The organism is Fodinicola feengrottensis (assembly GCF_039530045.1).
Taxonomy (GTDB): domain Bacteria; phylum Actinomycetota; class Actinomycetes; order Mycobacteriales; family HKI-0501; genus Fodinicola; species Fodinicola feengrottensis.
Window position 1 is genome coordinate 764930 of the sequence record NZ_BAAANY010000009.1, and the last position, 10288, is coordinate 775217.

General features: G+C 61.7%; 12 protein-coding genes and 1 pseudogene. 8 read left to right on the top strand and 5 right to left on the bottom strand.

From position 1 onward, the window contains the following. Position 1 precedes the first annotated feature (1 nt). Positions 2 to 412, bottom strand: a pseudogene (locus tag ABD301_RS42430) (SCO6745 family protein); the annotation flags it as partial. A 1403-nt stretch (positions 413 to 1815) separates the two neighbouring features. Between ABD301_RS42430 and ABD301_RS16240 the strand changes: the two are divergent. Continuing rightward, entirely contained in the window at positions 1816 to 2601 is a 786-nt protein-coding gene (locus tag ABD301_RS16240; RefSeq protein WP_344311115.1) for a hypothetical protein, read from the top strand. A gap of 41 nt (positions 2602 to 2642) precedes the next feature. On the opposite strand, the gene ABD301_RS16245 is transcribed toward ABD301_RS16240, so the two are convergent. After that, positions 2643 to 3755, bottom strand: a complete 1113-nt coding sequence (locus tag ABD301_RS16245; protein WP_344311116.1) for an XRE family transcriptional regulator — start codon at positions 3753 to 3755, stop codon at positions 2643 to 2645. Between the two features lie 238 nt (positions 3756 to 3993). Here ABD301_RS16245 and ABD301_RS16250 point away from each other — a divergent pair, with 238 nt between their 5' ends. After that, positions 3994 to 4227 carry a hypothetical protein gene (locus tag ABD301_RS16250; RefSeq protein WP_344311117.1) on the top strand — a complete coding sequence of 78 codons (234 nt, stop codon included), beginning with the start codon at positions 3994 to 3996 and terminating at the stop codon, positions 4225 to 4227. A 137-nt stretch (positions 4228 to 4364) separates the two neighbouring features. Next, positions 4365 to 4841, top strand: coding sequence for a GntR family transcriptional regulator (locus tag ABD301_RS16255; protein WP_344311118.1), 477 nt, complete (start codon positions 4365 to 4367; stop codon positions 4839 to 4841). Here the strand turns inward: ABD301_RS16255 and ABD301_RS16260 are convergent. Genes ABD301_RS16260 through ABD301_RS16270 form a run of 3 tightly spaced genes read right to left on the bottom strand, consistent with a single transcriptional unit; the run spans position 4838 to position 7205 of the window. Continuing rightward, a complete protein-coding gene (locus ABD301_RS16260) occupies positions 4838 to 5668 on the bottom strand; it encodes a phosphotransferase (protein WP_344311119.1) in 831 nt (276 codons plus the stop codon). The genes ABD301_RS16255 and ABD301_RS16260 overlap by 4 nt on opposite strands. Then, complete coding sequence (locus ABD301_RS16265; protein WP_344311120.1) at positions 5665 to 6345, bottom strand: HAD family hydrolase; 681 nt, start codon at positions 6343 to 6345, stop codon at positions 5665 to 5667. The genes ABD301_RS16260 and ABD301_RS16265 overlap by 4 nt, the downstream gene beginning before the upstream one ends. Beyond that, the gene (locus ABD301_RS16270) at positions 6342 to 7205 is read right to left on the bottom strand and encodes a GntR family transcriptional regulator (RefSeq protein WP_344311121.1); all 864 of its coding nucleotides are present in this window, start codon (positions 7203 to 7205) and stop codon (positions 6342 to 6344) included. The genes ABD301_RS16265 and ABD301_RS16270 overlap by 4 nt, the downstream gene beginning before the upstream one ends. Before the next feature lie 135 nt (positions 7206 to 7340). Between ABD301_RS16270 and ABD301_RS16275 the strand changes: the two genes are divergently transcribed. The 5 genes from ABD301_RS16275 to ABD301_RS16295 form a co-directional block, all read left to right on the top strand. Then, positions 7341 to 7784, top strand: a complete 444-nt coding sequence (locus ABD301_RS16275; protein WP_344311122.1) for a hypothetical protein — start codon at positions 7341 to 7343, stop codon at positions 7782 to 7784. 48 nt (positions 7785 to 7832) lie between these two features. Further along, positions 7833 to 7997, top strand: a complete 165-nt coding sequence (locus ABD301_RS16280) for a hypothetical protein (RefSeq protein ID WP_344311123.1) — start codon at positions 7833 to 7835, stop codon at positions 7995 to 7997. Between the two features lie 52 nt (positions 7998 to 8049). After that, a complete protein-coding gene (locus tag ABD301_RS16285) occupies positions 8050 to 8334 on the top strand; it encodes a hypothetical protein (protein ID WP_344311124.1) in 285 nt (94 codons plus the stop codon). 3 nt (positions 8335 to 8337) lie between these two features. Continuing rightward, positions 8338 to 9162, top strand: coding sequence for a hypothetical protein (locus ABD301_RS16290; RefSeq protein ID WP_344311125.1), 825 nt, complete (start codon positions 8338 to 8340; stop codon positions 9160 to 9162). Positions 9163 to 9241: 79 nt separating this feature from the next. Continuing rightward, on the top strand, positions 9242 to 10288 hold a 1047-nt coding region (locus ABD301_RS16295; protein WP_344311126.1), incomplete at its 3' end, for a hypothetical protein.

The following is a 10288-nucleotide window of genomic DNA, read 5'->3' on the forward strand; positions in this document are numbered from 1 at the left end:
TGGTCGAAGCCTTGGCGAGGAGCTCGGCGGCACGCGCGAGCCCCTGAGTCTCGACGAGGTCGCCGAGGATCCGGTGCAGCGCCGGCACGCAGCCCTGCTGACGCGCGGCGTGCGCCGCCTCGGGTGCGGTCGTGTCCCATACCTTGGGGATGTGGCGGGCCACCTCATCGTCGGCGAAGCTGTAGAAGGCAGCGTGCACCACTTCGGCCGGGACCCGGCCGAGCGGCGAAGAACGTCCCGCGAAATAGCCGTCCCAGTAGTTGCGGAAACCGAGCGCCGCCATCGAGTCGTTGGGCTCCGGGGAGAAGAAGTTGACCAGCGAGATCGGCTCGGTGAGCTCGAAGAGACGGCGGGCGACAGGCTCCGGATGCTGTCTCTGTGTCATCTCCCGTGGTCGTGGCGACGCCCTCATGGGCGGCCCTCACCAGTGCTACGAACAGGTCGAGCGCCATACGACAAAGTCGCAGCGGTCTTTCTTCACCCGCGCTGGAGGAGCGGCGGCGGATGAATTCGGGATCACCCGTTGCCGTCCTCGACCGGCTTCCGAGAGGAAAGGAGGAGTAGCCGATTCTCGAGGTTTTCTCACCAAATCTCTCACCGGCAGGCACCTGAGACGCGATCAGGGCCGGCTTCCAGAATCTGGAAACCGGCCCTGAGCTGCACCTTTACCGGTCGGGGTGGCGGGATTTGAACCCACGACCTCTTCGTCCCGAACCCATTTTGGCCTGTCTAGAGGCGCTGGTCAGAGAGTCGGCTATGGTCTCTGGCCAGCGATGATGCGGCCGTAGCCGTTCGCGCTAGTTCGCCGCAAACCATGCCGCTCGGCTCCCCGTTTGGCTCCCGAATCGGTGCACTCGACGAGGATTTGCCGAACCTTACGGTCTCTTGCCATAGGCAGTCTTAACGACAGACTCAACTGGCGCTGAACTGCACAAACGTCCGGCAGAGTTCGTGGAGGTCCGTAGGGCTGTGTTCGTCCAATCTGGTCCGGCCCCAACCACAGGACACTGCGACCACCAGTACGGCCAACTGCGGAAGAACCTTTGTAACCTTCCGAGCCATACGCATCACACCCTTCTTGATCCTCACTCGCTTGATGACCTTTGCCAACTTGCGCAGAGGGGCCAGGGAGCAGAGCAAACCCGCAGCGTGACACAGACTGATGAAGACGCAGCCGCCAAAAAGGGAGTCGAACCCGGCGCTAGACCCGGGCCAGACAGGACGACCACTATGGACTGCTGAGCAGGCCGATTGATGGTCCAAGTTCTTATTTTCCGGGCGGCGCGATCGGTGTCAATTGTGTCGCGAGTACATCGAGAATCTCTTGGCATGCGTCAGCGGCGGCCGTGACTGCGGCGTTAGCCAAGATGAGTCGATCTCCGGTAATCGTTGCGTCTGCCGCAAGAGGACCGAGCGCTCTCTTGGTCGCATCGAGTTGTTCGATGTACCTCCCGATCTTCGCTCTTACGTCGGCACTCTGCGATGGCTGCATAATTCTCTGCCTTTCAGTGGAGACCGGTATGTAATTCTCTCCTCTGAGATGATGGCTATGGAATCATCTAAATGGTTGAGAGTAAACGCTCTCTAGCTGCCCGCGCCCCGGATTAGCATAGAACGTAATCGAGCCTAATAAAGTGTACTAAAACGCTACACCTGCGGGCTTTGTAGACGTTCCAGTCCGGTCGTCGACAGGGACATGGTGCCGGAGTTGAGGGTCTAAGTAGAAGTCAAGCACTCGGGTCGTCTTGGCCGACGTTCGGTGGATCCGGCCGCAGAACCGGCGCTCTTGGTGGAGTGTGCTGAAAGACTCTCCGCATGGAGATCATCCCAGAGCATGTACACCGAACGCTCCTGTATCTAGAGCTGCTTAATCGAGCCAATGTCGAACCCAGTGCCGAACGTCTGGACCGATTCGCGACGACTCAACCTCCGTTACACACACTCACTCCATTCGCCTTTTTGCAGAATTTCCAAATTCCATCCAAACCTGAGGCGCCTTCTGGATATCTCCGCCAAATGGAGTGGGTAACTGGAGAATCGGCTAACCTGCGTCTCACTGACCTTGGACGAGCGCTTGTCGCCGGCCTGGAGGGCAGCATGACCTTCCAGTCCGCCGAGCCCGAGTTGCTGGCTGTCGCCTTAGAACCGCAAGATCCGATGATCTACATCCACCTGACACGTACGTTTTCAGGTGCAGGTAAAGGCATGTTAGTCGATCCGTTTCTTAAACCTGAGGCTGTGCAATGGCTTCTCCAGGACACCACTATTCGAAGAGTCCTAATCAAATCAGCCGGCGGACGTAAGGAATTGAAACGTGACCAAGACGAGATCGCAATTGCACTAGGAGCTCTCGAACATGGTTCAGAACTAGAAATACGTCACGCGGACAGCAAGGAAATGCATGACCGTTGCCTCATTGCTGACAATGACACAGTCATGGTCATCGGTAGTTCGCTAAGCGGAATCGGAAAGAATGTTACTGCTCTGATCCAGGCCCCGCCTGACATTGCCAGAATGTATCGTGAGCGAAATGAACAGCTTTGGCAGCGGGCGACGCCGCTAGTTCCGCATGCTGCACCCAGAAAATCGCTCGCACCCTAACATGTTTGTCATAAACGAAACCAATACCGAGTAGGCAAATTTTAAAGGGACCTCAGTCGAGCGCGATAGTCGCGACTGAGCGTATGGCCCGAGAAACGGGCCTCCAATTCTCCTGCAAGTTCGTAGGCGACTAGCCGAAGTGAAGGCAGTGACTGGCGTTCGATGTTGAGTGCGGCCATGCCTTGGGCGTGTGCGCGGTCAAGGTCGCCATCGCGGGCAGCGAGAATTCCGAGCGATACCCGCACTTCGGCTATACGCATTGGCGCCAGTACGGTCCCGTCCGGTGCGGTACTCGCCGCGATCACTTCGTTTGCGTACTGGTTGGCCAGCTGCGTATGGCCGAGACACCGGTAGGTGTCCGCCGCGTAGAAGTTCCATTTATTTGGGTCGACCGCGAAGTGATGGGCCGTGTTGGTCGGATACGGCAGCGACTCGATCAACCTGCGGCTTGCCTCCAGGGCCTGCCGAACGCCGTCAGCGTCACCTAGGCGGCCAAACGCCTTGGCACGCTGCCCGTGGAGCTGGACAGCCGCTCCGGATGTCTGGGTGGCGCTCAGGCCTCGGTCAGCGGTAGCGAGAACGGCACGGTAGTCCCCCGCCGTGAGGCTTTGCCATGCTGCGATCTCATAGGCCCATCCAACGATTTCCGGATGCGCGGCCTCATCCCCAAGCGAGAGCGCTGCACGTCGAGTCGCCTCCGCGGCGCCGGACATACACAGGTCATTTTCCAGGCATGACACCAAAAGCGCCAGCCATCCGGCCTGTACGAGGATCTCGCGGTGCTGGGTGAGGCTTAGCCGCGATTCCAGCAAGGCAGTTAGGCGCCGTAGCCAGTCACGCGCTTCCTGCCGCAATGAAACCGGGTCGCTTGACCTGTATGCAGAGCACAGCCGGTCGACGGTGATTCCGAGCGTCTCTAGCGAAGCGGCGTCAAGGTCGGATCGGCGTACGCTGGTGATCAATTCCAGCGTGTCTGGCTCTGCGCCCGTGCTCAGGGCTGCCCCAGCTGGATTGCCGAAGATCGCATCCGTGACCGTCTCGAATGTGGCTGCAATCAACGCCTTGTAGTACTTGCGCGGTTCTGTGCCAGCCTCCCAGCGCCGCCAGGTGCGCGGCAGGTCGCCGGAGAGCTGGTCGCCTGTGTGCTGCTGCATCGCGCGCGCGGCATCTTGGTACGACCAACCGCGATCTAGTCGCTCGTGGCGGATCCAATCGGGCCATCGGTCGGAGGTGGGCGTTGGCATAGGGCAATCAAATGCCCTATGCACCGACCTAGTCAAGTAGTGACTGTCCGTCGAGTATCTCCTACACGGAACGTGTGCGCTGAGCGTGCGCCCGTCATCCCCGCTTCCGGAGGAGATACCCGTGCAACGGCACTATTTAGGAGGCCCCTTGTCCCCGCGTGGCGTACGCAACGCCTTCCTCAAAAGCCACCAGGACGTAGACCTCGCCGACCCCGCGCAGGGCCTCAACCAGTGGTACCGGCAGCTCAGCCAGACAGCGAAAAGCCAGCACGACATCCACTGGTTTTCGGCCACTGGCTACGCCTACACCCTCGCCCGCACGGACACCCAGCGCGTGCAGCTCCTCCTAGAGAAGGTCATGGAAGGGCTCATGAACTCCTGAAGCCGGCCGGACAGGCTCCGGTGACAATTCCCGGGCCTGTCTGGCCTCCCACCCGCCTTGCGACTTTTCGTACGTCCCTTGAACTAATTTGCCTCTACTGGGCCGAAAGCCCGTCCTCAGACGAGGAGCACAAAGCCATGGCTGATGAATTTCCCTACCTCGGTCGACTCGATCCCGCCGATCGAAAGCCGTCTTCCCAACAGATCGCAGACCGCATCCGCGAGGCGATCCGGGACAACCAGCTGGGACCAGGTGATCAGCTCCCATCCCACCACGACCTGAGCAAGCGATACCGCGTTGCACGGGAGACGGTCAAGCGTGCGATTGAGATTCTCGGGCGAGAGGGTCTGGTGATGGGTCGGCAGGGGCGTGGAGTTTTTGTTTGCTCTCCGTATCGCTGTTCAGCGTCGGAAATCCCTGTGCACGAGCCAAAGGCGCAGCTCGCCAATGACAAGCCGCTACGCAAGCGGGTCGGAGAAATACCGGTCTGCCTTGTATTCACCACTTGCGCCATGTGCGGAGTGGTGATGATCGCGCTTCGCGTCAACGATGCTGAGGTGCAACGCAGCGACTGGCACACCTACGGTGATCTCGTTATTGGGCTCCGTTTCTAGACGCGAGCTGCCATCGCAATACGCAACCAGGCGTCTATTCGGTTCTTATCAAGGCTAGTTGCGTCCGCAACGTTTGCGGTCGCGGCGAAAGGATCCGAATAGGCGCCTGTACGCATCCCAAATTTGACTGCAATAAGCGCGGCATCATAGGCAGGATCACCACGGAGCCCGCGCGGATCTATCAGGAACATTCGCCGATCGGGGCCCAGCAACACATTCCAGCCGGAGACATCACCGTGACAGAGCGAACCGTCATCGCTCGCCAGGTCAGCCAGAATCGCGAGGCACTCTCCGCGTTCATCGGCAGGAGCAACTGTCGCCCAGTCCGGCATGTCGGTCAGGGCATCGTCGACCAGGCGGCCGTACAGCCAATCAGTCAGGGACGGCAAGTCCGGATCGGGTGCCGTGTGACCGATCACCTGGCGGTACGTCTCGGCGAGCGTGACAACGTCCGCGACCGTTACGCCGACATCGGCCAGTGGATCTCCTGGCAGCACGCGGTCCATCACGGTCCAGACGCCTGTTTCGGTTGGCTCGATCTCCCTCACCTGAGGACCGACACCGGCCGCCGCGAGAGCGCTCACTACGGCCGCCTGGCCGGCCGCCAACGGGTCGGCACTCCCCCGTATCACCAGAGAGCCTTGTGGGGAATCCACGCCGACGACAAATCCGTAGCGAGACTTGAAAATCTCGCGAACGACAGCCTTATGGCGTCGACAGATCTGATCGAATTCGGCGAGTACGTCACGCGACCAGGCTTCGCCGCGATCGGGCCACTGCTCTTTAACCGCCGAGAGAACGTGCTCCGGCACCGTTAGATCGGTCATCTGCGCCCGCCGTAGTAGTCGGCCAGTTCCGACATCTCATCAACGACAATTGCCGCGCCAGCCTCGGCTAGTTCAACGCCACGCTGAGGCGTCTTCGCGTAGCCGATTGGGAAAACTCCCGCCCGTTTGCATGCCTCGATGTCGCTGACCGAATCGCCGACTAACGCGCAGTCAGCCAGGCTCACGCCAAGGAAGTCAGCGGCCAGCTCTAGGGAGTACGGATGCGGCTTCATCTTGCTTGGCCAAGCATGCGGTCGGCCAACGACAGCGTCGACGCAGCCCACCAATCCACGCGAGGAGAGGTATTTCTCAACAGCCGCGCCAGCGTTGTTACTTACGATGGCTGTCTTGACATGCTGGTGAGCGGCGACCAGGGCGTCCGCCGCTCCCTTGGTTGGCGCCGCACCGTCAACGGCGAGTGTCTCTAGCCCGCAGAGGTAGTTGTCCGCTTCCGCCGCAAGCGGACTGTCGTCTCCGATCCATGCGAGGATTTTCAGCGGGTTTGGCGCCGAGGCTAGCGGCTCCGGCAGCTCGATTCCCTTACCTGCAAGGAAAGTGCGCTCGTCATCCGCGACCACCGATGCCTTGTACGTGTGAAAGACACCGCAGACCGGACCGTCGAAATCGAACAGAAGGCCCTTGACCTGGTCGAGGTGGCTAGAAAGGTCTGCGCTCACTTGAAATTCCGAGCGACGGTCGTCCAGACGGAGTCAAACCAGGTACGCGCTTGAGCTACGAACCGCGGGCCGCTCGATGACTCGTCATCGTTCACTGAGAACGGGAACATGATCGAGTCTTTCCCCATGATGTCGAAGATGTCGATGGGGCCGCTGTCGACAGTGACCGTCCGGCTGACCACGGGATAGAAGCCGAAAAATACGTCCTCTTCGTTGAGGATGAACAGCTTGAATTCGGGCGCCAGGCGCGTAACTCGGACCTCGATCTTTACGGACTTGACGAGTCCAAGATCCCCAATCTCGCGCACATCGTGCAGTAAATGCCTGACTGACCGGCGCACGATGTCGTCAGATCGCGTACGCACTTCGTCGTGATCGTCGCCAGTGTCGGCATGGGTTGGAACGGCGAGTGGCGACGAGGTGTCCGTCACGATGGCGCGGATATTGAGCGTATCCGGCGCGTAGGTTCCGGCCCTCACCCTGTCAAGTGCATCAACCAGGGGAGTTACGAGCGTTTCGCCGGAGTGGCCAAAGAAGTCGATTGAGACATTCTCTCGCGAAAACAGGCCCTCGATATGAGGCCGGAGCTCTACCGGCCGCTCGACCTGCGCACGCACGTACGACTTGGCGCCTTGCCTGGTAATGATGAGGCGTTCCGCCTCTAGCCGTTTGATCGCCTTCTTTGCGGTGTCGCGGGCGACTCCGAAGCGAGCGGCTAGGGCATTCTGCGCCGGTAGTTGGTCGCCTGGCTGGAACTTCCGACTCAAGATCGCCGCTCGAAGCCTGTTCGCGATCTGCTCGTGCGGATGACGTGGGTCGTCATCGTCGAGGTCTTCCAGGTCATTGACGTCAGCAGCCATGGGCTCAGCTTATTACATGACTAGCCAAGCTAGCCAGATCTCTCCGCAGTCTATTGACATGACTAGTCAAGTCGTGAGAACGTTCCTCTCGAACGCACATGACTAGTCAAGCTAGTCAAGATGGAGGGAGTGGAGATGACAGACCACCGGAACCACGGGCACGGCTATTTGAGCTGGTCACACCCGTTGGCGCGGGTCGCTAACCGGCACTGCCGGGCGCACAACGAGTACAGACGGTCGGGCTGGGCCGGCGGCATTGGCTCTGTGGCGTGCGGTGCCTGCTGGGAGTGGGCCATCCGCGATGACGAACGGGTCGTGATCGAGTACGGCGTGTCACGTCACCAAGGTCCCGACATCGACGTAGTTGACGAGATCGCCATCGAGCGCGCGTGCCGTGGCGAGCAAGTGCGGCTGACCCGCGTTGAGCGATCGATTGCCGCTGCGCAGCTGCGCGACAGCGAAAACCTGACCGACTACCAGATTGCTCACCGGCTGCACACCAACAGCGAAGTCGTACGCCAGGCGCTCGCGCTGGCAGACGCCACCACGGCCGCAACCGACCTTGCAGAGGTCGCCTGATGGTCGGCCTGGAAACGCATCGAATCGGACGAGCGAGGAGTGGTTTCGGTGAAATCTCTGGCCGCCAAGATCCTGCCGACGTTGATCGGCCTGGCGCTGTTCTTCTACGTGGTGAAAGAGCCGCATCAAGCGGGCGCGCAGGTGCACACGCTGTTGAACTTTCTGATTCACGTCATGACCTCGTTTGCTTCGTTTGCGGGGTCGATCTCATGACCAAGGTCTCTGCGGTCGGTGCCACCAGCCGCCGCGCGGACGGTGGTCAGTGATGGCGACCGACATCTCTTTCCACCTGACCGGCGGCATGCACGTGGTCTGCCACGCGTACGACGACGGAGGCCCGATCCTGGCGATACACGGCGAGGGTCTGCATTTCAGCATGTCCCCGCTGCACCGCGCGGACGTGCAGCCCGAAGACGTGCGGGCAGCACGGGCGTTGCTGGCCGCGATGGTCGATTACGTCGATCAGTGCCAGCGCTGGTGCCCGGACACACACGACGACAACACGGTCGTCATCGACACCGACGATTCAGCAATGGCAGGGGTGGGCTGACCCATGACGACCGAACACACTGAAGCAGCGTCCGGTTCGGCATACCCGCCGCCGGTTGACGTGCTGCTACCCAAGGCGCGGCGGCTGGCTGACAAGCTGGGCGAGGTTCCGTCCCGGAACCGGCTGATGACTGAGTTTCGGATCGGTGCACCCAAGGCTCGCGCCATCCTCGCGGAGCTGACCGCATTGGCACAGCCCACCGATACCGAGACCGCTCCGGCGAACCGGCTGCACCTGGTGCCCTCCAGTCCGGAACCGCAGACCGGCGCCACCGATCCCGACCTACCCACCGCTGCGGCTGAGACAGCGTCCCAGGATTCCGTGCAGGTAGTGATGTCCGTAGACCCGGGGACATCGGAGAGCGCTGGAGAGATCCGGGAGACGGTCAAGCCGGTTAAGGCGTGGCCGGTCCTGCTGCTCGCCGCTCCCGCGTTTGTTGCGATCTGGTCGGGCTGGGTCGGGCTGGGTGGACTTACCGGGTTTGGGGTGGTGCACCCGTTGCCGGGGATCGTGGACGGTTTCGCGATCAATACCGCGATCACGCTCCCGATCGGCGTGGAGACCTATGCCGCGTATGCGCTGCGGGCCTGGCTCGCCGGACGTACGGCTGGCCCGACGCGCCGATTCGCGAAGTGGTCGGCAATCGGTGCGCTCATCCTCGGCGCGCTCGGTCAGGTCGCTTACCACCTGATGAGCGCCGCCGGAGTCACGGCCGCGCCGTGGTGGATCACCACCGCGGTTGCCTGCCTGCCGGTCGCCGTACTCGGCATGGGAGCCGCATTGGCACACCTGCTGCGCACTGACGAAACCTCCGCACCTACCCGTTGAATCCGCCCGGAGCGCGGCCACCAGGCCTGAGAAACCGGACCGCGCTCCGGCCACCCCCACACAGGAGGTACCGCACATCATGTCCACCGAACCGAACGACAACAACAGCGGCCAAGGCGGCGTTGACTGGGACGCTGAATTTGCCAAGCTCGACCAGAACGGCACCGGCAACGTGGTTCCGCTGCGCAAACCCGGCGCCGACGTAGAACGCCATGCCAGCTCTTTTGAGGTCGACATTGACGACCCGGACTCGCCGGAGGCCGCGCGGCTCACGGTCGCCGATCCTGGCGTGACCATCACCCTGCCGGCCGATGAAGACCGGCGCGAGCCCATCATCTCGGCCGCGTTCCTGCCGGCAAATCTGCGCGGCACCATCACTCGTACGGTGCGCCGATGGCTGCATATCGGCGCTTTTCACGCCGTGCGGCTTCCGTTGTACGGTACGAAAACAGCTGCGTATGGCGCGGTTGGTGTGGTGCGCCTGGTGCAGCTTCAGCTGCGGTGGTGGTGGCTGACCGAGCAGGCCCCGGTCCGGCGAGCGGTCGCGGACAACGCGCACCGCGACCCGAAAGAGGCCGCGAGGATCTACAACCAGCTACTACAAGAGCTGCGAGACACCCGCCGCTGGCGCGGTTTCGTTGTCGCCGCCCAAACGCTCGCGACCGTAATCGCCGGACTGGTGGTGTTGGCCGTGGGGTCCGTGCCGCTCAATCTCGCGCTCGTGGCCGCGATCTTGGGATCGCTGGCTCATCTGGGCCGCCCGGCGCACAAGCCAATCATTTCTAAAGCGATCATCGCGCCGCGTTTTCGCAAGCTGAACCTCGATATTGTGCTGCGCGCCTATTACGCCGCTGGTCTGGGTAACGCGGATAAGCCCGGTCAGCAAGTGCAGTTTGGGGCGCAGATGGCGCGCGACGCTCGGGGGACCGGTTCGCAGGTTGTGGTGGACCTCCCGTACGGCAGGGGGTGGGCTGATGTGTTGGCCGCTAAGGAAAAGATCGCGTCCGGGCTGGACGTGCACGTCAATCAGGTGTTCCTGACTGAGGATGAGACCAGCAGTCGGCGCCACCTGCTGTTTGTGGCTGACCGGGACCCGCTCGCGATCGGCGCTGGCCGTACTGACCTG

What these genes read in the sequence shown, in the direction of transcription:
- ABD301_RS16240 (WP_344311115.1), top strand. Translation starts at nt 1,816, where the DNA reads ATGGAGATCATCCCAGAGCATGTACACCGAACGCTCCTGTATCTAGAG.
- ABD301_RS16245 (WP_344311116.1), bottom strand. Translation starts at nt 3,755, where the DNA reads ATGCAGCAGCACACAGGCGACCAGCTCTCCGGCGACCTGCCGCGCACC.
- ABD301_RS16255 (WP_344311118.1), top strand. Translation starts at nt 4,365, where the DNA reads ATGGCTGATGAATTTCCCTACCTCGGTCGACTCGATCCCGCCGATCGA.
- ABD301_RS16260 (WP_344311119.1), bottom strand. Translation starts at nt 5,668, where the DNA reads ATGACCGATCTAACGGTGCCGGAGCACGTTCTCTCGGCGGTTAAAGAG.
- ABD301_RS16270 (WP_344311121.1), bottom strand. Translation starts at nt 7,205, where the DNA reads ATGGCTGCTGACGTCAATGACCTGGAAGACCTCGACGATGACGACCCA.
- ABD301_RS16275 (WP_344311122.1), top strand. Translation starts at nt 7,341, where the DNA reads ATGACAGACCACCGGAACCACGGGCACGGCTATTTGAGCTGGTCACAC.
- ABD301_RS16285 (WP_344311124.1), top strand. Translation starts at nt 8,050, where the DNA reads ATGGCGACCGACATCTCTTTCCACCTGACCGGCGGCATGCACGTGGTC.
- ABD301_RS16290 (WP_344311125.1), top strand. Translation starts at nt 8,338, where the DNA reads ATGACGACCGAACACACTGAAGCAGCGTCCGGTTCGGCATACCCGCCG.